The sequence below is a fragment of the Janthinobacterium sp. EB271-G4-3-2 genome (assembly GCF_020858035.1).
GTDB lineage: Bacteria > Pseudomonadota > Gammaproteobacteria > Burkholderiales > Burkholderiaceae_D > Janthinobacterium > Janthinobacterium aestuarii.
Window position 1 is genome coordinate 67,346 of record NZ_JACYMG010000011.1, and the last position, 21,900, is coordinate 89,245.

Genomic DNA, 21,900 nt, shown 5'->3' on the forward strand with positions numbered 1-21,900 from the left:
CTAGATGAACAGGTCGACACGGAATACGGCCGTGCGCTGCAAGGCGTCGAGCCGCCAGTCCGGCGCATCGTCGGCGTCGAGCAGCAGCGCGTCATGGCGGGCCAGCGCGAACTGCTGCTCGCCACCGCGCGCCAGCACGTGGCCTTCGCCGGCGACGAACAGCAGGGTCGCCGCGCTGCGCCGCGCCAGCTTGCACGGCGCCGTGATTTTTTCCAGCTGGTGGCGGCAGCGGTCGCGCCGCGTCATCACATTGAAATCCGTCGTCGGCCCCTTGACCTGCGCAACCACGGCCGCTTCGCCGGGAAACCACAGCATCGGTTGCGCCGCGCTCAAGGTCACCTTGCGCGCGCCATCAAGCGTCAGCTGCACGCTGTCGCCATCGACCAGCATCAGGCTGCGGTCGATGCCGGGGAAGCTGGAAAATGGCCCGCTGGCCGTGATCGTCGCCAGGCTGATGCGCCAGTCGAAATCGTCGAAACCGGCACCCGGGGGAGCAATCGCGATTTCCGTCGTGCTGCCGCCGCCGTTTTTCCACGGCGTGGCGCGCAGGTATTCCTGCGGGATGAAGGTCGCCATCAGAGTGCCCTCAGTTGCGCCAGCGTGCGCTTGTAGGCGGTGGCGATGGCGTCCTGCGCCACGTGGCGCCCATCGCGCACCTGCCATTGTCCGCCGCACAGCACGTCGCGCACCAGGTTGTCGTTGCCGCAGAAAAGTACGCTGCCCAGCACATCGCTGATGGCCACGCCGCACAGGTTCACATGCGCGTCGTCGAGCACCAGCAAGTCGGCGCGGCAGCCCGGCGCCAGGGCACCGAGCTTGCGCCCGGCCGCCTGCGCGCCGCCCTGCAAGGCCGTTTGCCACAGATAGTCGCCCACATGGCGTTCATCTGGCGTGGCGGCCACATTGCGCTGCTGGCGCTGCAAGCGCTGGCCATATTCGAGCCAGCGCAATTCCTCCACCGGCGACTGCGACACGTGGCTGTCGCTGCCGATGCCGAAACGCCCGCCGGCGGCGATGAATTCGGCCAGCGGGAACAGGCCGTCGCCCAGGTTCGCTTCCGTCGTCGGGCACAGGCCTGCCACGGCGCCGCTGGCCGCCATCAGCGCCACTTCATTGGGCTGCACATGCGTGGCATGCACGAGGCACCAGCGCGCATCGACGTCGATTTGATCGTACAGATACTGCACCGGGCGCCGGCCGCTGCAGTCCAGGCACTGGCGCACCTCGCCCTGCTGCTCGGCGATGTGGATGTGGATGGGGCGGTCCGCGGGCAGCGCTTGCGCCACTTCACGGATCTGCGCCACGCCGGCCGCGCGCAGGGAATGGGGCGCAAAGCCCACCTCCACCTGCCCGCCACGCTGCGGTGCCAGCGCTTCGACGATGCGCAGCACGTCATCCGCACCGGTGCGAAAGCGCGCCTGCTCGGGTTTGAGGGGCTGTGCGCCAAAACCCGCATGGCTGTACAGCACGGGCAGCATGGTCACGCCGATGCCGCTGAGGCGCGCCGCGGCCAGCACCCGTTCGGCCGTTTCCGCAGGGCGCGCATACAGCGCACCGGCCGCATCGCGCTGCAGGTAGTGAAATTCACAGACAGCCGTGTAGCCATGGCGCAGGCATTCGGCAAACAGCTGCGCGGCGATGCTTTCCATCTGTTCCGGCGTGATGTGGCGCGCGAAACGGTACATCAGGTCGCGCCAGGTCCAGAAGCTGTCCGCTACAACCTCGTCACCTGCAATCTCCGTCATGCCGCCCAGCGCCCGCTGGAACGCATGCGAATGCAGGTTGACCATGCCGGGCAAGACATATTCGGCCACTTCCGCGCCGGGCGGCGGCGCGGCGTTGTCCGCCACCGCCGTCAAATCGCCGGCCGCGTCCCACTCCAGCAGCACGTCGCGGCGCCAGCCTTGCGGCAGCAGCGCGTGGCGGGCAAACAAGCAGCCGCTCAACGCGCCACCCATGCCACGGCCGCTTCCATCATCTGGCGCAGCAGCGGCTGCACCTGCGCCGCCAGGTCGGGCCGGTAGTCAAACGGCGCCGTCTCGTCCATGTACAGGCACTGGCACATCTCCAGCTGGATCGCCTGCACGCGGCTGTCCGGCTGGCCGTAATGGCGCGTGATATGGCCGCCCTTGAAGCGGCCATTCAGCGCGACCGTAAATTGATCCTGCGCGCGCGCGATATCGACCACGGCCGACGTCAGGCCCCCATCGCAGCTGGCGCCATCGGCCGTGCCGAAGTTCAGGTCGGGCAGCTTGCCGTCAAAGAAGCGCGGCACATGCGAGGCGATGGAATGGGCATCCCACAGCACCACGGCGCCATGCACGCGCAGCAGTCGGTCCAGTTCCGCGCGCAGCTGCGCGTGATACGGCGCCCAGTAGCGCCGCAGCCGGCGCTGCACATCGGCCGCATCGGGCTCCTTGCCGGCCAGGTACAGCGGCTCGCGGTGGAAGGTATCGCTGGGCAGCAAGCCCGTCGTATCCTGGCCCGGATACAGATTCGTGTCTTCCCGCGGACGGTTCAAGTCGATGGTATAGCGCGACCAGCGCGCCGACAGCACGGACGCATCCATCTCCTGCAAAAAGCCATACAGTTCGCGCAAATGCCAGTCCGTATCGGCCTTGATCAAGGCCTGCGGCGTCATGCGCGCGGCGATATCGTCGGGTATGTCGGTGCCCACGTGGGGCATCGACACGAGCAGCGGGATGCTGCCTTCGTTGAAGCGGAAATCCATGCGTGTCTCCTTGCGCCCGCTCAGGCGTACAGCGGGGCGAACAAATTCTTGCACGTGCTGCTCAATTCTCCCTGCAGCACCATCCGCTTGGCCGCCTCGATATCGGGCGCGAAGAAGCGGTCGGCGTCGAAGAACGGCACTTTCTGGCGCAGCTGGTGATGCACGTGCTCGAGGTGCGGCGAGGTTTTCAGCGGACGGTGGAAATCGATGCCCTGCGCGGCGGCCAGCAGCTCGATGCCGACGATGACAGCCGTGTTGTGCGCCATGTCGTCCAGGCGGCGCCCGGCGAACGTGGCCATGCTCACGTGGTCTTCCTGGTTGGCGGACGTCGGCAGGCTGTCGACGCTGGCCGGATGGGCGAGCGACTTGTTTTCCGACGCCAGCGCGGCAGCCGTCACGTGGGCGATCATGAAGCCGGAATTGACGCCCGGGTCGCGCACGAGAAACGGCGGCAAGCCGGAAAGCGTGGCGTCGATCAGCAGCGCGATGCGGCGCTCGGCCAGCGCGCCGATTTCGGCAATCGCCAGCGCCAGCGTGTCGGCCGCAAACGCCACCGGCTCGGCATGGAAGTTCCCGCCCGAGACGATTTCCGCCTGCCCGTTGGGGCCATCCTGGAAGATCAGCGGATTGTCCGTGACGGCATTGGCTTCGATCAGCAGGGTGCGTCCCACATTGCCGATCAAATCGAGGCAGGCGCCCATGACTTGCGGCTGGCAGCGCAGGCTGTACGGATCCTGCACGCGCTCGTCGCCTTCCAGGTGCGAGGCGCGGATGGCGCTGTGCGCCACCAACTGGCGGTACATCTGCGCGGCCAGGATCTGCCCCGGCTGCCCGCGCACGGCATGCACACGCGCGTCGAAAGGCGAGTCGCTGCCCTTGGCCGCGTCCAGCGACAGCGCACCCGTAACCATGGCCGCTTCCAGCAAGCGCTCGGCCATGAACAGGCCATGCAGCGCCAGCGCGTTCGATACTTGCGTGCCGTTGATCAGCGCCAGGCCCTCTTTCGCCGCCAGCACGACGGGCGCGATGCCCGCCTGCGCCAGCGCTTCGGGCGCCGCCATCAATTCGCCGTTGACGCGCACTTCGCCCACGCCCAGCATGGCCAGGGTCATGTGCGACAACGGCGCCAGGTCGCCCGAGGCGCCCACGGAACCCTTGGCGGGAATGGCCGGCATAATGCCCGCGTTGTACAGGGCGATCAGGGTATCGACGATCAGCGGGCGCACGCCGGAAAAGCCGCGTGCCAGGCTGCCGATCTTCATCAGCATGATCAGGCGCACGACGGCGTCCGACAGCAATTCGCCCGTGCCGACGGAGTGTGACAGGATCAAGTTGCGCTGCAATTGCTCGAGCTTTTCATCGGGGATGCGCGTCTTGGCCAGCAGGCCGAAACCCGTGTTGATGCCGTAGGCCGCATCGCCCTTGGCGACGATGGCTTGCACGGCGGCGGCCGACGCCTCGATGACGGGATAGGCTTCGGCGGCGAGGATCAGTTTCGCGGGCGCGGCCCAGACGGCGCGCAGGTCGCCAAGGGTCATCGCGCCGGGTTTTAACGTCCAACTTTTTGAGTGCTGTGTCATCTTCGCTTTCACTTCATCATGGGGAGAATCAAGCCGTTGCGCTTGGCGCAGGCGGCCGCTGTTTCGTAGCCGGCATCGGCATGGCGCATCACGCCCGAGCCGCTGTCGTTAACCAGCACTCTAGCCAGGCGTTTCGCCGCCGCTTCACTGCCGTCGGCCACGATGACCATGCCCGCATGCTGAGAATACCCCATTCCCACGCCGCCGCCATGGTGCAGCGAGACCCAGGTGGCGCCGCCGGCCGTGTTCAGCATGGCGTTCAGCAGCGGCCAGTCGGAGACGGCATCCGTGCCGTCCTTCATGCTTTCCGTCTCGCGGTTCGGGCTGGCCACGGAACCCGTATCGAGGTGGTCGCGGCCGATGACGATGGGCGCCTTCAGCTCGCCCGTGCGCACCATCTCGTTGAAGGCCAGGCCGGCGATGTGGCGCTCGCCCAGCCCCAGCCAGCAGATGCGCGCCGGCAGGCCCTGGAAGGCGATGCGCTCGCGCGCCATGTCCAGCCAGTGGTGCACCTGCTTGTGGTGCGGGAACAGCTGCTTGATCTTCGCATCCGTTTTATAGATGTCTTCCGGGTCGCCCGACAGGGCCACCCAGCGGAACGGCCCCCGTCCTTCGCAAAATTGCGGGCGGATATAGGCGGGCACGAAGCCGGGGAAGTCGAAGGCGTTCCGCACGCCCTGGTCGAACGCCACCTGGCGGATGTTGTTGCCGTAATCGACCGTGTGCACGCCCATGGCGTGGAAATCGAGCATCGCCTGCACGTGGGCGGCGCAGGAATCGGCGGCGGCCACCGTCAGGCGCGCGTGGCGCTGCGGGTCCTGCTGCGCCGCCTTCCAGTCCGATACGCTCCAGCCGCGCGGCAGGTAGCCGTTGACCAGGTCGTGCGCGGACGTCTGGTCCGTCACCAGGTCCGGCACCAGGCCACCCGCTTTCGCGCGGCGCACCAGTTCCGGCAGCACTTCGGCCGCGTTGCCCAGGAGGCCAATGGAAATCGCTTCCTTGCGTTCGGTATGGTATTTGACCAGCTCCAGGGCTTCGTCCAGGCTGGCCGCCTGCTTGTCCAGGTAGCGCGTGCGCAAACGGAAGTCGATGCTGCTTTGCTGGCATTCGATATTGAGCGAGACGGCGCCCGCCATGGTGGCGGCCAGCGGCTGCGCGCCGCCCATGCCGCCCAGGCCTGCCGTCAATATCCAGCGCCCGCCCCAGTCGCCGCCGAAATGCTGGCGGCCCGCCTCGGCAAAGGTTTCATACGTGCCCTGCACGATGCCCTGCGTGCCGATGTAGATCCAGCTGCCGGCCGTCATCTGGCCGTACATGAACAAGCCTTGCCGATCGAGTTCGTTGAAGTGTTCCCAGTTCGCCCATTTCGGCACCAGGTTGGAATTGGCGATCAGCACGCGCGGCGCGTCCGCGTGGGTCTGGAACACGCCCACCGGCTTGCCGGACTGGATCAGCAAGGTCTGGTCGTCTTCCAGTTCGCGCAAGGACGCGAGGATCTGGTCGAAGCAGGCCCAGTTGCGGGCCGCGCGGCCGATGCCGCCGTAGACGACCAGGTGCTGCGGATTTTCCGCCACTTCCGGGTCCAGGTTGTTTTGCAACATGCGGTAGGCCGCCTCGGCCTGCCAACTCTTGCAAGCCATGACCGTGCCGCGCGGGGCGCGGATGGTACGGCTGGCATCAAAGCGTGGATCGGTGTCCATTGTGCTGTCTCCTCGTAGGGTGCGAGCGGACATGCGTGGTCCGCTCTGGTACTCCCAGCATAGGTTGTCTATACAACCAAGTCAACAGGTTTTCTTTTGGGGTCAGACCCGACGGGTCTGACCCCGGCCCTCATTTTTTCTCGAACACGCGCTTGCCCGCCACCCACGTCTGCAGTACCTGCGTCTTGCCAATCGCGGTTGGCGCCACGGTGAACAGGTCCTGGTCGACGACGATGAAATCCGCCCATTTGCCCGCTTCCAGCGTGCCGATGACCTTTTCCTGGTGCGCCGCCCAGGCCGCGTCCAGGGTGAAGCAGCGCAGCGCTTGCGTCACCGTCATGGCTTGCTGCGGATACCAGCCGCCGGCCGGGAAACCCTCGCTGTTCTGCCGCGTGACGGCCGCGTGGATGCCCTCGAACGGGTTCGGCGACTCGATGGGGAAGTCCGATCCGCAGGCGATGCGCGAGCCTTGCTTGAGGAAGGTGCGCCACGCATACGCGCCCTTGATGCGCTCGTGGCCCACGCGCTGCTCCGCCATGTTCTGGTCGGACGTGGCGTGCGTCGGCTGCATCGAAGGGACGATGCCCAGCGCCTTGAAACGGGGGATGTCGCTCAACTGCACCACCTGCGCATGCTCCATGCGGTGGCGCAGGCCCGCGCTGCGGTATTGCGCGGTCAAGGCTGCATAGCCGTCGAGGATTTGATGGTTGCCCGCGTCGCCGATGGCGTGCACGTTCACCTGGTAGCCGGCGCGCATGGCTTTTTCCATCTTCGCGCGCATGGCGGCGTCCGGGTAGAACAGCAGGCCGCGGGTGGAAGGATCGTCGCTGTACGGCGCCAGCAGGGCCGCGCCGCGGCTGCCCAGGGCGCCGTCGGACAGCAGTTTCACGGCGCGCAAGGCATACATGTCATGCGCATAGCTGATCAAGGGACCATTTTTCGACAGCGCGTCGAAGTCTTCCGTCGTGTCGGCAATCATGCCGTACACGCGCACCGTCAGCTTGCCATGGTCCGCATAGTCGCGGAACAGCCGGTCCTGCATCTGGCCGATGCCCGCATCGTGCACGCTGGTCAGGCCCGCTTGCGACAGCTGCGCCAGCGCGCCATCGAGGGCGGCGCGGTTTTCCACGTCGCCCGGCTTGGGCAGCACGGCGTCCATCAAGTCCATGGCACTGTCGACCAGCACGCCGGTGGCATTGCCGTCCGCATCGCGGACTATCTTGCCGCCCACCGGATCCGGCGTGGCGCGCGTGATGCCGGCCAGCGCCAGCGCGCGGCTGTTGGCCCAGCCCGCGTGACCGTCGACCCGGCGCAGCCACACGGGCCGCGCGCTTTCCGCCGCATCGAGTTCCGCCGCCGTGGGAAAGCGGCCCAGCTTCCAGATTTCCTGGTTCCAGCCATTGCCGACGACCCAGTTGCGCTCGGGATGCGCGCGGGCGAAGTCGCCCACGGCCTGCACGGCGGCCGGCAGCGATGTGGAACCGTACAGCATCACGCCGCTGGCGATCGTCCCCAGGCCGAACACGTGGCCATGCGCGTCGATCAGGCCTGGCAGCACGGTCTTGCCCTGCACGTCGACGTGCATAGCGCCCTTGGCCGCCTTGCGTTTCACCTGCGCGGCGCTGCCGACGGCGAGGAGTTTTCCAGCGTCGTCAAACGCCAGCGCCGTGAAGCGCAGCACCTTGCCATTCGCGTCGAGCGTATAGCCGTTGGCATTGTCGATGACCGTGTCGGCATGGGCCTGGCCGAGGGTGCCCAGGCAGGCGAGAACTAGCAGGGTACGGCGCAGTGGCAGGGTCGGCATTTCCATCTCCAGGTCTTTTAATAAATGAGTGAAAAGACGAGTGTATAGAAATTGGCAAAATGGTCAATCAGGCAGCGTGCGGAGGCCTTACCATCAGCCAGTAATCGCAGCCCGTGACGGCTTCCGCGTAACGCCCCGCCACCACGAAACCCAGACGGGCATAAAACGGCAGGCTGCGCTCGTTGTAGGTCTCCAGGAAGCACGCGGCGCCCGCCGCATCGACGGCCGCCAGTCCCGGCGCCAGCACGGACGCGCCCAGTCCCCGCCCCTGTACGTCCGGGTGGATGCCGGCGATCGACAGATACCACGCATCCTGCAGACCATGCGGCGCCAGCGCGTGCTCCATGTTCCCGACGATGGCCGTGAAATGCGCGTAGCCCTGCTCTCCCAGCAGCACGCGCAAGGCATCCTCGCGCTGCGCGTAGGCGGCCTGGCGCCGGGCTGCCGGCGTATCCGTCGTCCAGATGGCGGCACCATTGCCTACCGCATCGGCCAGGTCGACGCGCCCCGCCTGCTCGCCCTCGGCCAGCGCCAGCGCGAAGTAGGCTTCCAGCATGGCCAGCCGCGCCGCTTCGTCCTCGCCGCACGCCACCGTGACGGCGCGGTAGAACGGGTCGCCGATCAGGGCGGCGGCCAGGCTGCGGGCGGTGCGGGAGGATTCGGTGTGTAAGGCACGGGACATGGTTCTCTTTCTTTTCATCGTAACGGGGAAACGCCCGGCATCTTAACGCAAGCGCCCAGGCCTTGCGCCCAGTCAATACCTCCCCGCCGCCGCTGGCCTACGCTGGCGTTTTATCGCGGAGCCCCTATGGCCAGGCACCATGTCATCAGCACCACCGCGTGCGACGTGTTCTTCAAGCTCGTGGCCCATCAAAAGAAAAGCCTGGGCGCGCGCTTCGACAGCATGATCGTCACCTTCAGCGCCGACGGCCGGCCCGTGCTGGGCGCCACCCTGCGCAACGCGACTAGCGGCTGCGAACTGCACCGCCTGGCCGGACAGCCCGACGAATGCTGGTGCTGCGGCTACGACGAACAGCTGGAATTCGTCTCGCAAAACAAGGTGCCGCTGGCACACGCCGATTACCGGCTCACCTTGAGCAATGGCGAAACGTGGACGGGCACGACAGATGCGAAGGGACGCACGGGGCGCATCGCCAGCTGCTGTTCCAGGATGCGATCGACTACGGCAAGGTCAAGGTGCATGGGGAGCCGTATCTATGGTTCGGCTTGCAACCGAAGGATGTGGCCATGACGCCGGATGGGGAGATTTACTTTCATGAGTCGGATTACAAAGAGGACTTTTCCAAAGAAAAAGATAGTCTGAAACACTGGTTTATGCACGAAATGGTTCATGTTTGGCAGTACCAACTCGGATATTCAGTAAAACTGCGGGGAGCCATTCGCCTGGGGCTGGACTACAAATATACCTTGCTCCCCAATCAGAAATTATCCAGCCATGACATGGAAGCGCAAGGTGATTTATTGGCGGACTACTTTGTGCTGAGGTTTTTAACTTCCACTCGCGCCATGCGCCAACAGCGGTATAAAAACTCCGGAGAACTGTTTAAAAAGGTACTCAATGATTTTTTTAACGACCGTAAGAGCCCGAAAAACTTGCCTGGCAACGATATTGACCATGAGCCTATATTCGATATTCCCTGACACATGGGCATATTCCCGCATGGCAGAAGCAGTTATCCAGTCGGCGCAGGGCATACCCTGCTTCTCGATTACAAAAAAGGAAGAGACGCGCAATGGCCTGCCATTTCTTGGCGCACTCATGGTTTCAGACATGTCCGTGCAACCAGTAAAAGAAGTATGGGGATTCTCCCTACCGCCAGACATGGCGTTACCCATCCGTGCCAGCACATGCATCCGCTATGGAAACCTGCCTACCGGCGCGACGGGCATACGCGCTGAAAAACTGATACCCGGGCATTTTTATCATGTGTTCCTGAATGGCAGCCCTAAAGATCCGTCCGATCCAACCTATGGTTACCAAGGAAAATTCTGCGTGAGAGCTACGGCGGATGGCGGCCAGCAAGTCATCCCCATCAACAGCGACATGCAGGCCTGGATCGATGAAGTCTGTCCGACGCCTCCTTAACATTATGTCCTTATGCCATAAAGCACTGCTAATACTGCTCGTATTCTCGAGCATGAACAGCGACGCGCGCTCACGCATGGCCGATGCCGACGTTACCTCGATCAATGGCGTGCCCTGCTTTAGCATTTCCAAACAGGAAGAGAGGCGCAACGGCCAGCCCTTCCTCGGTGCCTTGAGCGTGTCCGACGTGACGGTCAAGCCAACGACGGAAATATGGGGGTTTCTCATGACGGACAGTAAGAAAGTTCCGCTGTCTTCAACAAATTGCATTCCCTATGGGAATATTCCGGCACATGCCGACGCCGTGCCCGCGCCTGAATTGAAGACCGGCAGGGTGTACGAGGTATTTCTGAATGGCAGGCCAGCCGATCCTGCCGATCCAACCTATGGATATGTGGCAAAGTTCTGTCTCGTACAGCAGGTCTCTGCCAAGCCACGCCTCGTCGTCATCAAAAGCGATACACAGGCCTGGATGGATGATACGTGCCCAGCCAGAAATTCTTCCCGATAACGCAAGGCATGCCATGAATCATCGCCACCTTATTCTTTGTCTGCTGGCGACCTTGACGAGCATGGATGCCTCGGCGTGGTCGCGCATGGGCACAGCCGCCGTCATGACTGAGGCGGGCCTTCCCTGCTTCAAGATTGCCAGCGAAGAGGAACGCTCAAGGGGACCAGTCAGTCTGAAGATGCTGACGATCAGCACGCCTGGGCCGAATGGCTGGAAAGATGTATGGACGGTCATGTTTCCGAATGCCTCGTTTGGCGATCCCAGCTATCGTCTGCCAAACAAGGGATGCGTGCGCTATGGCAAGGCTCCCGAGGGGGCCGAGAGCAGCGATGCCGCGCCGCTGGTGGCGGGAAAAGTGTATGGCGTATCCTTCCTGGGAAGGCCGCCATCCGCGTCCGATCCCACTTCGCGCTACTCGGCAGATTTCTGCCTGCTCACGGCACCCGCCGGGGGTTTCCAGGTGATTCAGCTGACAAATGGCAAGAATACCTGCGCTCCCGAGGAAAAACCAAGATAGCGCGTGCCATTGCATCCGTCACGTACAGACCACGCCTCGCGTTCAAGACTTGGGCGGAACCACCTCAATCGATTCCTCCCCCCGCTTCGCCGGCGCCCTGAACCATTCACCTGGCGGCACCACGTGCGACTCTTTCGGGTCGTCGATGTAGTGCGGCGAGGTGATCTGAACGTCGAATTCGTTGAAGACATCGATGATGTTCTGGTGCAAGCGGTTCAGCACTTCGGCGCGCTGGCGGGGGACTTCGGCGCTGGCGTAGGCGACGAGGCGGTATTGCACATAGTAATCTTGCAGGGCCAGCTGCATCACGTACGGTTTCGGCGTGGTCGACAGTTCCGGCGTGCGCGACGCGGCCAGTTCCAGCATGGCATGCACTTGCCGCCAGGGCGTGGCGTAGCCGATGGTAACGGTGGAGTCGAGCACGAAGCCGCCGCCGGGCTGGGCGCGCGAATAATTCTTCGTCGTTTGCGACATCACCCACGCGTTCGGCAAGGCGACTTCTTCGCCCAGGCCCGTGCGCAGGCGCGTCTCGAACATGCCCACGTCGACCACCGTGCCCTCGCTGTCGCCCACGCGCACATATTCTCCCTTGCGCAGGGCGCGCGTGTACATGAGGATCAGGCCGCTGGCGCCCTGGCCCACGATGCTCGACGCGCCGATCGACACCATCAGGCCCACCAGCACGGACAGGCCCTGGAAAGCGGCCGTGTGCGAGCCGGGCAGATACGGATACGCCATGGCCAGCGCGAACAGCCAGATCACCACGCTGGCGATGCGGCGCGTGGGCAGGGCCGTGTCCTTGTCGAGCCAGCCGATCTGCAATTCGCCGCTTTCCACGCGCTTGAACAGCGAGGCGGCGGTGGCGGCGATCAGCCGCGCGATGGCGAAGATCACGCACACGAGCACCAGCCCCGGCAAGGCGCCGATGATGGCGTGGAAGACGTCGGCGGCCACGTCGAACAAATAGCCGCTCAGGCTTTCGCCCCAGGAACGCGTGTAGGGCAAACGGCCCAGCACGAAGGCGGCCCACAGATAGGTGGCCATCAGGCGCAAGCCCCACAGCACGGCGCTGAGCAGCTGATACGCGAAGGCGATGTAGTGTTCGGCGTCGAGCACGCGCACGTTTTTCAGGCGCACGTCGCGCAGGCGCGAAGCGAGCAGGATGCCGCTGCGGCGCTTGGCCCAGCGGTACAGACGCGTCAAGCCCATCCACACCAGCCAGAACACAAGCGTGGCGGCCGCGCACACGGCGGCGGCGATCGCCAGGTAGCGCCAGCTGCTCTGCTCGCGATAGTCAAACACGGCCTTGCTCAGCTCCTCGGCCGCCGTTTTCGCCACGCTTTCCGTCGTGTCGCCGGCCAACTGGTTGACGTCGCCAGGTACGACAACGAATAGCTGCACGCCGTCGAGCAGCACCTGCGTGCCTTCGGGAATCATGCGCGTGCTCGCCTGCAAGGGACCGTTTTTCGCCAGCACGCTTTCCAGGCGGCGCTGCGCGCCGATGGCCCGTTCAGCGGGCGGATAGCCGGCCAGCGCGGCGCGGAAGACGAATACCCTGCGGTTGGCAAACATCAATGGCGCCGTCTTGACGGCGGCAGCCTGTGACGGCGCGATGGCGGTCGCGGCTTCCGCAACGAGCGAGGATGCGCCATCGTCCGCGTGGGCTGCGGGCAGCAGGAAGATGGTCAACAGGCACAACAGGCGGAACAACGCGGACATGGCAAAAGTGAAAAGTGACAGGGAGTAGCCATCATGCCATGTAATTGCGGAAACTCAAGCGCCGCGCCCACCGTTCAGCTCGCATCATGAAAAATGATGCCCAGGGTGTGGCGCAAGCCCGAACGCAGGCGCGACACGCCGTGGCGCATGTTGACGCGGTAAGTGCCGCGCGTACCGTTCACGGGGCGCAGCGCGACGGGAAAGAGGACGGCGTCGCCCTGCGCCAGCGGCACGACCTCGGCGCGCGACTGCATGCGCGGGCGCTGCTCCGTCAGCACGAATTCGCCGCCCGTGAAATCGTCTTGCGGGCGCGACAGCAGCACGGCCAGCTGCAGCGGAAACACGTGCTCGCCATACAGGTCCTGGTGCAAACAGTTGTAATCGCCCTCGCGGTAGCGCAAGAGCAAGGGCGTGGGCCGCGTCTGCCCTGCCGCATGGCAGCGCGCGACGAAGTCCGCGTGCGCCAAAGGAAAACGACTATCGAGGCCCATGCTGGCGTGCCAGCGGTTGGCGATCGCCGCCAGCGGTCCGTACAGCTGTTCGCGCAGGACGGCCACCACAGCGGGCAGCGGATGGGCGAAATACTGATACTCGCCCTGGCCGAAGCCGTGGCGCTGCATCACCACACGGCTGCGAAAGCGCGACGCATCGTCATACTGCGCCGCCAGCGCCGCGCACTGCGCCGGATCGAGCAAGCCCGGCAGGACGGCGCAGCCATGCGCATTCAGCTCATCTTCGATCTGGCGCCAATCGAGCGCCTTCACCGCTCACCCTCGCGTTCCAGCAATGCCTGCTTGCGCTCCACGCCCCAGCGGTAGCCGGACAGCGCGCCATCGTTGCGCACAACACGGTGGCAGGGAATGGCGACGGCCAGGGCATTGGCGGCGCAGGCACCGGCCACGGCGCGCGCGCCTTGCGGGGCGCCGATGCGGCGGGCCAGCTCGGCATAGCTGACCGTGCTGCCGGCGGGAATCTCGCGCAAGGCTTGCCACACGCGCTGCTGGAACACCGTGCCGCGCACGTCGAGCGGCAAATCCAGTCCCAGGCCCGGCGCCTCGACCAGGCCGACCACCTGCGCCACCGTCTGTTCATAGTCGGCTTCCGCGCCGCGCAGCTCGGCTTGAGGAAAACGGTCCTGCAAGTCGCGCAGCAGCACTTCCGGATCGTCATCGATCAAAATCGCGCAAATGCCCTTGTCCGTGCTGGCCACGAGGATGGCGCCCAGCGAGCAGGCGCCGATGGCGAAGCGGATCACGGCGCCGCTGCCGCCGGCGCGAAACGCGCCCGGCGTCATGCCCAGCAAACCCGGCGTGGCGGCATACAGGCGGCCGCTGGAATTGAAACCGGCCGCATACAAGGTTTCCGTGACATTCGCTTCGCCCTGCAAGCCGGCCTTCAGGCGCTCGCCGCGCCGCGCCGCCGCGTACGCTTTCGGCGTGATGCCCGTGTGCGCCTTGAAGATGCGGTGGAAGTGAAAGCGGCTCATGCCGGCCGCCCGCGCCAGGCTGTCGAGGTCAGGCAGCTCGTCGCTGGCGTCGATCAGCCGGCAGATGTCGGCCACGATGGCCGCCTGGCGCTGGGCCAGCGGCGGCAAATTCGGCTTGCAGCGCAGGCAGGGGCGAAAGCCGGCCGCCTCCGCTTGTTCGCAACTGGCGTGGAAAGCCACGTTACGGCGCAAGGCGGGGCGCGCGGCGCAGGAAGGGCGGCAATACACGCCCGTCGTGCGTACCGAATAGTAAAAGACGCCGTCGGCATCGGGCGCGCGCCGCCGCAAGGCCTCCCAGCGTTCATCGTCAGTCAGGTAAGCGTGTTCCATGGCGAACTCCGTGCAAATCAATAATAAGTCACCAGCATAGCCAGCACCCGCGCGCGCCACACTCCGGCGCTTGCTTTTGAATTCAAAAAAGGCTGGCGGAAGGCATCGTGCTCGGTGCTAAAATCGGCCATCGCGCCTCCAGCCGGCGGCGCGCCCTGCCCGCGCCTCGGAGAAACCGCATTGGACGATCACAATACACAAGAAAATACGCCCATTTTCCAGCGCATCAAGGATTTTCTGCTGGCCGGTATCGCCGCCGGACGCTGGAAGGAAGGCGACGTGATTCCCTCCGAGCAAGCCCTCGTAAAACAATTCGGCGTCTCGCGCATGACGGTCAACCGCGCCGTGCGCGAATTGACCAGCGAACAGGTGCTGACGCGGCGCCAGGGTTCCGGCACGTATGTCGCGCAGCAAAAATACCAGGCGACCTTGTTGGAAATCAAGAGTATCGCCGATGAAGTGCGCGCGCGCGGCCATATCCACCGCAGCAGCTTGCAATTGCTGGAACGCACCAAGGCGTCCGACTTGCTGGCCAAGCAATTCGGCCTGCCTCCCGAGCACCCGCTGTTCCACTCGCTGATCGTGCATTTTGAAAACGGCGTGCCGATCCAGGTGGAAGACCGCTGGGTCAATCCCGAGTGCGCGCCCGACTACATGACGCAGGATTTTTCCAGCATCACGCCGAACGAATATCTGATGGCGGCCGCGCCCCTGCAAGGCGCCACCTACAGCATCGAAGCGCTGTCTGCGCCGCGCGACATCGCCGAAATGCTGGCCATCGACACGAAACAGCCATGCCTGGTGCTGCGCCGCCAGACGCGCTCAGGCGGCAAGATCGCCTCGATCGCCACCATGTGGCATCCCGGACACCGATATCAGTTTGCCGGCAGCTTTACCTGAGAACACCTGAAAAACCTGCTGCGCGTCGCGCTTTGCGGCCTGTGATGCTCACCGGCTCGGCGCGCCCCCGTGCTCAAGCACGGTTGCGCTTCTTGGCCACAAGGGGGCGCCGAGCCTCGCTGCCGCTCGCTACGGTTTTATCAGGTGTTCTACAGATCGCTGATTCCGTAGCACGATTTCGCGCCGACTTTCTCTCAGATTCTCACCAAATCGCGAAAAAAACAGCCATTCCGCGGCAAAAAAAATCCCGTTTTGGCTGTTTCAGAACTTAACTACTGCGAGCAAATATTCGATGCTATAGTTGCCGCCAGAAAGCGCCGCAGGCGTTTATTTGAGCGCGCATCATGCACTGTCAGCCCAGTTCCATCATGCCCCAGAAAGGGATGCATTTGTCGTATTGCAGCCACACGAGTTTCAGCGCATCACGCCCCCGGCGCCCTGCGCTGCGCCGGCTCGCTCATACGATGCTGGCGGCAGGCATGGCGCTTTCGTTGCCGGTGCAGGCGGCGGTACACGGCATGGCGCCAACAGTGCTGTGGCCGTACGCTGCCGCCAGCGCCACCGCCCTGGCGGGAGTGGCTTGCTGGCAAGCATGGCGGCTGCGGCAACAGTTGCGCCGCCTGCTCCTGCCCACGCATGCCCTGGCCGAACAGGATGCAGGGCAAGCCTTGCGCGGCGCGGCATTGGCAGGCTGGACCTGGCGGCGCCAGTCCGGGCGGCTGCAGTTCGCGTCCCAGTACCAGGACGTGCTGGGCGACAAGAGCGCCAAGCTCGACCATACACTGGACGAGTGGCTGGCCGAAGTGCACCGCGACGACCGCGCGCGCCTGAGCCTGGCATTTCGCCAGCATCTGGATGGCCAGGCGCCCGGCACCTTCAATTGCGAATTCCGTTTGCGCCACAGCGACGGCCACTGGCGCTGGTTGCTGGCGCGCGGCGCCGTGCTGACACGCGCCTCGGATGGCGCCGCCACGCAGGCCAGCGGCATCATCTGCGATATCAGCGAACGCAAGCAGGACGAGCAATCGCGCATGCGCTCGATGCTGGAAGCGGCGCCCGAAGCCATGCTGGTGGCCGATGTCGAGGGCAAGGTGCATTACGCCAACCAGATCGGCGCGCGCTGCTTCGGCTATCCGCTGGCCGAATTGACGGGTATGTCGCTGGAGCAATTGGTACCGGAAAGCACGGCCAGCCATTCCGTGGCCGACCCGCAAGCACGGCACAGCCTGCCGGGGCGGGTAATGATGGCGCGCCGCCGCGACGGCACGCATTTTCCTGCCAAGGTCAGCCTGTCGCCGCTGCGCATGGCGGGCCAGGTGTTTTCCATCGTCTCGCTGCGCGACATGACGCAGCGGCAACGCGCCGAGGAAGCGCTGCACGCCAGTTCGGAACGCTACCGCCTGATCGTGCAGACGGCCGCCGAAGGCATCTGGATGACGGGTGCGGACGGCAAGACCACCTTCGTCAATCCGAAGATGGCGCACATGCTCGGCTACACGGTGCAGGAAATGCTGGGCCGTCCCCTGCTCGACTTCATGGACCGCGACAGCCAGCTGCTGATGCAGCGCCGCCTGGCCAGCCACGGCAGCCTCGCCAGCCAGCCGGACCAGGTCGATTTCCGCTTCTTCCGCAAGGACCAGTCCAGCCTGTGGGGCTTGCTGTCGAGCACCAGCATCCAGTCGGACAATGGCGAGCCGGGCGGCACCCTGGCGATGATCACCGACATCACGGAACGGCGCCAGGCGTCGATCGCGCTGTCGAACTCGAGCCAGCGCATGGCGTCCGTGTTCGGCGCCGTGACGAATGGCCTGGTGGTGCAGGACAGCCACGGCCACATCCTGGAAAGCAACGCCGCCGCCGAGCGCATGCTGGCGGCCAGTCCTGCCGGCAACAGCCTGTGGCAAGCCATCCACGAGGACGGTTCCCCCTTCGACCAGCGCAGCCATCCCGTGCACATCACCCTGTCGACGGGTGTCGCCATGCGCGACGTGCTGATGGGCGTGCAGCAGCCGGACGGCAGCCTGTCGTGGCTGTCCGTAAATACCGAGGCCATCCGCGACGAGTACGGCAAGGTGGGCATGGTGGTGGCCAGCCTGACGGACATCACGTATCACAAGCGCAGCGAAAGCGCCTTGCGCGAACTCAATGAACATCTGGAAGAGCGCGTGGCGCAGCGCACCGAACAGCTCGACCAGGCCAAGCAGGTGGCCGAAGAAGCGAGCCTGGCAAAGGGACAATTCCTGGCCAATATGAGCCATGAAATCCGCACGCCGATGAATGGCGTGATCGGCATGGCGTATCTGGCCCTGAAAACAGACCTGGAACCGCGCCAGCGCGATTATCTGGAAAAAATCCGTTTTGCCGGAGAACACTTGCTGGGCATCATCGACGACATCCTCGACATCTCGAAAATCGAGGCGGGCAAGCTCGAGATCGAGCGCGTCAACTTCAGTTTCGACCATGTCGTGCAAACCCTGATGACGGTGGTGGCGCCGCGCGCCGCCGGCAAGAACCTGGAACTGCTGTTTGAAATCGACCCGCAATTGCCGGCCGTGCTCGTGGGCGACCCGCTGCGCCTGGGGCAAGTGCTGATCAACTACGCCAATAACGCCATCAAGTTCAGCGAACAGGGCAGCATTACCGTGAAAGTGCGCAAGGTCGTGGCGGACGCGAAACACTGCCTGGTGCGCTTTGAAGTGTGCGACCACGGCATCGGCCTGTCGCAGGATGAAATGAGCAAACTGTTCCAGTCCTTCCAGCAGGCGGACACGTCCACCACGCGCGAATATGGCGGCACGGGCCTGGGCCTGGCCATCTGCAAGCAGCTGGCGCAGCTGATGGGCGGCGACGTCGGCGTCGACAGCCGCCCCGGCGCCGGCAGCACCTTCTGGTTCACGGCCAACCTGGGCATTTCCGACCAGGCGGCACCGGCCATGCTCGACAGCATGGTGCAGACGGCGGCAGCCATGCGCGCCAGCGCCGACGCGGCCCTGGTGATGCGCACGCTCAAGCATGCGCGCATCCTGCTGGTGGAGGACAATACGTTCAACCAGCAAGTGGCGCTGGAATTGCTGGAAGAAGCGGGCGCTTCCGTCTGCCTGGCGAACAATGGCGAGGAAGCGCTCGACCTGCTGCGCCAAACGCAGTTCGACTGCGTGCTGATGGACGTGCAGATGCCGCTGATGGATGGCTTGCAAGCGACGCGCCACATCCGCGCCGATCCGCAGCTGGCGCATTTGCGCGTGCTGGCCATGACGGCCACGGCCACGAGCGAAGACCGCGTGCGCTGCCTGGACGCGGGCATGGACGACTTCATTTCCAAGCCCATCCAGCCGGCCATGATGTACCAGACCATCGCCAGCTGGCTGCCGGCCCGCGAGACGCCGCCGCCACCGGCGCGCAGCCGTGCCGCGCCCGCCTTCAAGACCACCCTGGCCGGCGACCCGCAGGTGATCGACCTGTCCATCCTGGCAAAGTTGCTGGGTTACAACCCGGAAAAGGTGCGCAAGTTCGCCTTCAAGTTCCTGCAGACCACGCAGGATGGCTTTGGCGACATCGATGCGGCCCTGGCGCGCGGCGACGTGCACCAGGTGCGCGAACTGGGACACCGTATCAAATCGTCGGCGCGCACCGTGGGCGCCCTGGGATTGGCCGAGCTGTGCCACAACCTGGAAACCCTGGCGCCGGGCGAACCGGCCGACGAGGCGGAGCGGGCACGGCGCATCGTCGCGCGCCTGTGGCCCTTGCTGGAACAGATTACCGAACAAATCATGAATAACACCAGCTTTGCCAATGACGATTAGCTACCGCCAAATTACGCTATGGCAAGGTATCGGCATCGACAGCGATGCATATCAACAGAAAGACATGACGATGAACACTGCACCAAACCAAACAAGCGGGGAACACAATGAAGCAGGCCTGGCGCCGTTGCGCGTGCTGCTGCTGGACGACGACGTTTTCATGCTCGACGTGCTCAGCGACATGCTCGAGCAGATGGGCCCGTTCGACATCCGTTGCGAGTCGCACAGCGAACAGGCGCTGTCGACCTTGAAGCAGCACCAGCCCGACCTGCTGATCTGCGACCTGTCCATGCCCGACATCGACGGCATCGAATTCTTGCGCATGGCGGCTGAAAACGGCTTCCGCGGCGGCGTAGTCCTGCTGTCGGGCCTGCATTCGGCCGTGCGCCTGGCGGCCGAGCGCCTGGCCATGGCCAACGGCCTGCATATATTGGGCACCTTCCGCAAGCCGATGGAAAGCGCGGAATTGCAGTTGATGGTGAACTTGCAACTGCAGCACACGGCGCGTCAAGCCAACGCGCAAGCCTGATCTCAAGGCCAGGCCGAAGGGGCGGGCATGGCGCTGCAGGCCAGCAGGCATGCGGCTTTGCCGCCCTGCCGGCACGCGCGGGAGCGATATGCTGGCGATATGCCTCAAGTTTTTCTGCAATAATCGCCACGCTTTGAAAAAATGGGTTATTATTTCAGCCATCCCCGCCTGCATACCTCTGGTCGCACCTTCCAATAACATTGAATTCGTGCCCATTGTCCCCATCTTCTAATTGTATTCCAGGAAGCATGGATGGCGAACCAGCGTATGGTTAATTCCAGGCATTATTGATCCCACCCTCATTTGAGGAAAATATGAGCGAAAATATCAAACACATTAGCGATGCATCTTTTGAAGCAGACGTCCTGCAATCCGAGTTGCCAGTACTGGTCGACTTCTGGGCAGAATGGTGCGGTCCCTGCAAGGCCATCGCTCCGATCCTGGAAGAAGTGGCCAAGGAATACGCCGGCCGCATCCAGATCGCCAAGATGGACGTGGACGCCAACCAGGCAGTGCCTGCCAAGTTCGGCATCCGCGGCATCCCGACCCTGATCCTGTTCAAGGATGGTGTTGCAGCTGCTCAAAAAGTAGGCGCCATGGCCAAGGGCCAGTTGACCGCTTTCGTCGACAGCAACATTTAATGTATGATGGGCAGCGCTGCGCCCGCAGCGCCGCCTGACTGAACAACCGGGAAGCGGCTTTGCCCTCATTCGTGCACAGCCTTCCCCAATAATTAATCAACGCCACGCAGTCCCCTCCCCTACCTTTACATCCCGTCTCGGGACACTCAACACATATGCATTTATCCGAACTAAAGGCCCTACACGTATCCGCCCTGCTTGAGATGGCGATCGGTCTTGACATTGACAACGCAGCCCGCTTGCGCAAACAGGAGCTGATGTTCGCTATCCTGAAAAAACGCGCCAAGTCCGGCGAACAGATTTTTGGCGACGGCGCCCTGGAAGTGCTGCCTGACGGCTTCGGCTTCCTGCGCTCGCCCGACGCCAGCTACATGGCGTCCACCGACGACATTTACATCTCTCCTTCGCAAATCCGCCGCTTCAATCTGCACACCGGCGATTCGATCGAAGGCGAGGTACGGACCCCGAAAGATGGCGAACGCTATTTCGCATTGGTCAAAGTCGACAAGGTCAACGGCGAATCGCCGGAGATGTCGAAACACCGCATCCTGTTTGAAAACCTGACGCCGCTGCACCCGAACGAGCCGCTGCGCCTGGAACGTGAAATGAATGGCCAGGAAAACATCACCGGCCGCATCATCGACCTGATCGCCCCGATCGGCAAAGGCCAGCGCGGCTTGCTGGTGGCGTCGCCGAAATCCGGTAAATCCGTGATCCTGCAGCACATCGCGCATGCGATCACGGCAAATCACCCGGATATCACCCTGATCGTGCTGCTGATCGACGAACGTCCGGAAGAAGTTACCGAAATGCAACGCTCCGTGCGCGGCGAAGTCGTCGCCTCGACCTTCGACGAGCCGGCCACGCGCCACGTGCAAGTGGCCGAGATGGTGCTGGAAAAAGCCAAGCGCCTGGTCGAAATGAAAAAAGACGTGGTCATCCTGCTCGACTCGATCACCCGTCTGGCCCGTGCCTACAACACCGTCATCCCTGCCTCGGGCAAGGTCCTGACCGGCGGTGTCGACGCGAACGCGCTGCAACGTCCAAAACGCTTCTTCGGCGCCGCGCGCAATATCGAAGAAGGCGGCTCGCTGACCATCATCGCCACGGCGCTGATCGAAACGGGTTCGCGCATGGATGACGTGATCTTTGAAGAATTCAAGGGTACCGGCAACATGGAAGTGCATCTGGAACGCCGTCTGGCCGAAAAACGCGTCTACCCGGCAATCAACCTGAACAAATCGGGCACCCGCCGCGAAGAACTGCTGATCAAGCCGAACGAACTGCAAAAAATCTGGATTCTGCGCAAGTTGCTGTACTCGATGGACGAGATCGAGGCGATGGAGTTCATTCTGGACAAGATGAAAGCCACGAAGAATAACGCCGAGTTCTTCGACATGATGCGCCGGGGCGGATAAACCTACTGCGCGGCCGCATTTGCGATCTCCGTTGCTCACCGTACTTTTGTACGGTTGCGCTACTCAATCGCAACTGTGGCCTGCTCGCTACGGTTTCTCCCTCTCCGGTGCCCATCGTGGCAGC

At 63.9% G+C, this 21,900-nt stretch carries 20 protein-coding genes; 10 read left to right on the forward strand and 10 right to left on the reverse strand.

The genetic code is table 11. The features are described 5' to 3' along the window. The 7 genes from IGS55_RS21225 to IGS55_RS21255 all read right to left on the reverse strand — a co-directional run bounded on the left by IGS55_RS21225 (position 1) and on the right by IGS55_RS21255 (position 8,497). Positions 1–576 carry a HutD/Ves family protein gene (locus IGS55_RS21225; RefSeq protein ID WP_230517076.1) on the reverse strand — a complete coding sequence of 192 codons (576 nt, stop codon included), beginning with the start codon at positions 574–576 and terminating at the stop codon, positions 1–3. Next, positions 576–1,958, reverse strand: a complete 1,383-nt coding sequence (locus IGS55_RS21230; RefSeq protein ID WP_230517075.1) for a formimidoylglutamate deiminase — start codon at positions 1,956–1,958, stop codon at positions 576–578. Before IGS55_RS21230 ends, IGS55_RS21225 begins: the two co-directional genes overlap by 1 nt. Further along, positions 1,943–2,731, reverse strand: coding sequence for an N-formylglutamate deformylase (hutG, locus tag IGS55_RS21235; protein WP_230517074.1), 789 nt, complete (start codon positions 2,729–2,731; stop codon positions 1,943–1,945). Before hutG ends, IGS55_RS21230 begins: the two co-directional genes overlap by 16 nt. 20 nt (positions 2,732–2,751) lie before the next feature. Beyond that, a complete protein-coding gene (gene hutH, locus IGS55_RS21240; RefSeq protein ID WP_230517073.1) occupies positions 2,752–4,311 on the reverse strand; it encodes a histidine ammonia-lyase in 1,560 nt (519 codons plus the stop codon). 8 nt (positions 4,312–4,319) lie between these two features. Beyond that, complete coding sequence (gene hutU, locus IGS55_RS21245) at positions 4,320–6,011, reverse strand: urocanate hydratase (protein WP_230517072.1); 1,692 nt, start codon at positions 6,009–6,011, stop codon at positions 4,320–4,322. Positions 6,012–6,141: 130 nt separating this feature from the next. Next, positions 6,142–7,815 carry an amidohydrolase gene (locus IGS55_RS21250; RefSeq protein WP_230517071.1) on the reverse strand — a complete coding sequence of 558 codons (1,674 nt, stop codon included), beginning with the start codon at positions 7,813–7,815 and terminating at the stop codon, positions 6,142–6,144. 67 nt (positions 7,816–7,882) lie between these two features. Next, positions 7,883–8,497 carry a GNAT family N-acetyltransferase gene (locus tag IGS55_RS21255; protein ID WP_230517070.1) on the reverse strand — a complete coding sequence of 205 codons (615 nt, stop codon included), beginning with the start codon at positions 8,495–8,497 and terminating at the stop codon, positions 7,883–7,885. Positions 8,498–8,623: 126 nt separating this feature from the next. Between IGS55_RS21255 and IGS55_RS21260 the strand changes: the two genes are divergently transcribed. The 5 genes from IGS55_RS21260 to IGS55_RS21280 all read left to right on the forward strand — a co-directional run bounded on the left by IGS55_RS21260 (position 8,624) and on the right by IGS55_RS21280 (position 10,950). Beyond that, on the forward strand, positions 8,624–9,067 hold the full coding sequence (locus IGS55_RS21260) for a hypothetical protein (protein ID WP_230517069.1): 444 nt from the start codon (positions 8,624–8,626) through the stop codon (positions 9,065–9,067). Next, on the forward strand, positions 9,064–9,477 hold the full coding sequence (locus tag IGS55_RS21265) for a hypothetical protein (protein ID WP_230517068.1): 414 nt from the start codon (positions 9,064–9,066) through the stop codon (positions 9,475–9,477). The genes IGS55_RS21260 and IGS55_RS21265 overlap by 4 nt, the downstream gene beginning before the upstream one ends. Continuing rightward, positions 9,452–9,922 carry a hypothetical protein gene (locus IGS55_RS21270; protein ID WP_139842360.1) on the forward strand — a complete coding sequence of 157 codons (471 nt, stop codon included), beginning with the start codon at positions 9,452–9,454 and terminating at the stop codon, positions 9,920–9,922. The genes IGS55_RS21265 and IGS55_RS21270 overlap by 26 nt, the downstream gene beginning before the upstream one ends. Before the next feature lie 76 nt (positions 9,923–9,998). Beyond that, the gene (locus tag IGS55_RS21275; protein ID WP_230537278.1) at positions 9,999–10,433 is read left to right on the forward strand and encodes a hypothetical protein; all 435 of its coding nucleotides are present in this window, start codon (positions 9,999–10,001) and stop codon (positions 10,431–10,433) included. 13 nt (positions 10,434–10,446) lie between these two features. Next, entirely contained in the window at positions 10,447–10,950 is a 504-nt protein-coding gene (locus IGS55_RS21280; RefSeq protein WP_230517066.1) for a hypothetical protein, read from the forward strand. Positions 10,951–10,992: 42 nt separating this feature from the next. Here the strand turns inward: IGS55_RS21280 and IGS55_RS21285 are convergent, their stop codons facing one another. From IGS55_RS21285 to ada, 3 genes are all read right to left on the reverse strand, one after another. Beyond that, complete coding sequence (locus IGS55_RS21285) at positions 10,993–12,669, reverse strand: mechanosensitive ion channel family protein (protein ID WP_230517065.1); 1,677 nt, start codon at positions 12,667–12,669, stop codon at positions 10,993–10,995. 74 nt (positions 12,670–12,743) lie between these two features. Further along, positions 12,744–13,433 carry a 2OG-Fe(II) oxygenase gene (locus IGS55_RS21290; protein ID WP_230517064.1) on the reverse strand — a complete coding sequence of 230 codons (690 nt, stop codon included), beginning with the start codon at positions 13,431–13,433 and terminating at the stop codon, positions 12,744–12,746. Then, positions 13,430–14,485: a bifunctional DNA-binding transcriptional regulator/O6-methylguanine-DNA methyltransferase Ada gene (gene ada, locus IGS55_RS21295; protein ID WP_230517063.1), complete on the reverse strand. Its 1,056-nt coding sequence runs from the start codon at positions 14,483–14,485 to the stop codon at positions 13,430–13,432. Before ada ends, IGS55_RS21290 begins: the two co-directional genes overlap by 4 nt. A gap of 180 nt (positions 14,486–14,665) precedes the next feature. On the opposite strand from ada, the gene hutC reads away from it, so the two are divergent. The 5 genes from hutC (at position 14,666) to rho (ending at position 21,776) form a co-directional block, all read left to right on the forward strand. Beyond that, a complete protein-coding gene (hutC, locus tag IGS55_RS21300; protein ID WP_034746253.1) occupies positions 14,666–15,385 on the forward strand; it encodes a histidine utilization repressor in 720 nt (239 codons plus the stop codon). Positions 15,386–15,864: 479 nt separating this feature from the next. Next, positions 15,865–19,188: a PAS domain S-box protein gene (locus IGS55_RS21305; protein WP_230517062.1), complete on the forward strand. Its 3,324-nt coding sequence runs from the start codon at positions 15,865–15,867 to the stop codon at positions 19,186–19,188. A 70-nt stretch (positions 19,189–19,258) separates the two neighbouring features. After that, positions 19,259–19,717 (forward strand): response regulator, encoded by a 459-nt coding sequence (locus IGS55_RS21310; protein WP_128143223.1) that lies wholly within the window; start codon positions 19,259–19,261, stop codon positions 19,715–19,717. Between the two features lie 314 nt (positions 19,718–20,031). Further along, on the forward strand, positions 20,032–20,358 hold the full coding sequence (gene trxA, locus IGS55_RS21315) for a thioredoxin TrxA (protein ID WP_034746251.1): 327 nt from the start codon (positions 20,032–20,034) through the stop codon (positions 20,356–20,358). Positions 20,359–20,513: 155 nt separating this feature from the next. Beyond that, positions 20,514–21,776 carry a transcription termination factor Rho gene (rho, locus tag IGS55_RS21320; RefSeq protein ID WP_034746249.1) on the forward strand — a complete coding sequence of 421 codons (1,263 nt, stop codon included), beginning with the start codon at positions 20,514–20,516 and terminating at the stop codon, positions 21,774–21,776. Positions 21,777–21,900: the final 124 nt, after the last annotated feature.

Excerpts from the sequence above, each read along its gene's own strand:
- IGS55_RS21225 (WP_230517076.1), bottom strand. The coding sequence starts at position 576 with ATGGCGACCTTCATCCCGCAGGAATACCTGCGCGCCACGCCGTGGAAA.
- IGS55_RS21230 (WP_230517075.1), bottom strand. The coding sequence starts at position 1,958 with ATGGGTGGCGCGTTGAGCGGCTGCTTGTTTGCCCGCCACGCGCTGCTG.
- hutG (WP_230517074.1), bottom strand. The coding sequence starts at position 2,731 with ATGGATTTCCGCTTCAACGAAGGCAGCATCCCGCTGCTCGTGTCGATG.
- hutH (WP_230517073.1), bottom strand. The coding sequence starts at position 4,311 with ATGACACAGCACTCAAAAAGTTGGACGTTAAAACCCGGCGCGATGACC.
- hutU (WP_230517072.1), bottom strand. The coding sequence starts at position 6,011 with ATGGACACCGATCCACGCTTTGATGCCAGCCGTACCATCCGCGCCCCG.
- IGS55_RS21250 (WP_230517071.1), bottom strand. The coding sequence starts at position 7,815 with ATGCCGACCCTGCCACTGCGCCGTACCCTGCTAGTTCTCGCCTGCCTG.
- IGS55_RS21255 (WP_230517070.1), bottom strand. The coding sequence starts at position 8,497 with ATGTCCCGTGCCTTACACACCGAATCCTCCCGCACCGCCCGCAGCCTG.
- IGS55_RS21260 (WP_230517069.1), top strand. The coding sequence starts at position 8,624 with ATGGCCAGGCACCATGTCATCAGCACCACCGCGTGCGACGTGTTCTTC.
- IGS55_RS21265 (WP_230517068.1), top strand. The coding sequence starts at position 9,064 with ATGACGCCGGATGGGGAGATTTACTTTCATGAGTCGGATTACAAAGAG.
- IGS55_RS21270 (WP_139842360.1), top strand. The coding sequence starts at position 9,452 with ATGAGCCTATATTCGATATTCCCTGACACATGGGCATATTCCCGCATG.
- IGS55_RS21275 (WP_230537278.1), top strand. The coding sequence starts at position 9,999 with ATGGCCGATGCCGACGTTACCTCGATCAATGGCGTGCCCTGCTTTAGC.
- IGS55_RS21280 (WP_230517066.1), top strand. The coding sequence starts at position 10,447 with ATGAATCATCGCCACCTTATTCTTTGTCTGCTGGCGACCTTGACGAGC.
- IGS55_RS21285 (WP_230517065.1), bottom strand. The coding sequence starts at position 12,669 with ATGTCCGCGTTGTTCCGCCTGTTGTGCCTGTTGACCATCTTCCTGCTG.
- ada (WP_230517063.1), bottom strand. The coding sequence starts at position 14,485 with ATGGAACACGCTTACCTGACTGACGATGAACGCTGGGAGGCCTTGCGG.
- IGS55_RS21305 (WP_230517062.1), top strand. The coding sequence starts at position 15,865 with ATGGCGCTTTCGTTGCCGGTGCAGGCGGCGGTACACGGCATGGCGCCA.
- IGS55_RS21310 (WP_128143223.1), top strand. The coding sequence starts at position 19,259 with ATGAACACTGCACCAAACCAAACAAGCGGGGAACACAATGAAGCAGGC.
- trxA (WP_034746251.1), top strand. The coding sequence starts at position 20,032 with ATGAGCGAAAATATCAAACACATTAGCGATGCATCTTTTGAAGCAGAC.
- rho (WP_034746249.1), top strand. The coding sequence starts at position 20,514 with ATGCATTTATCCGAACTAAAGGCCCTACACGTATCCGCCCTGCTTGAG.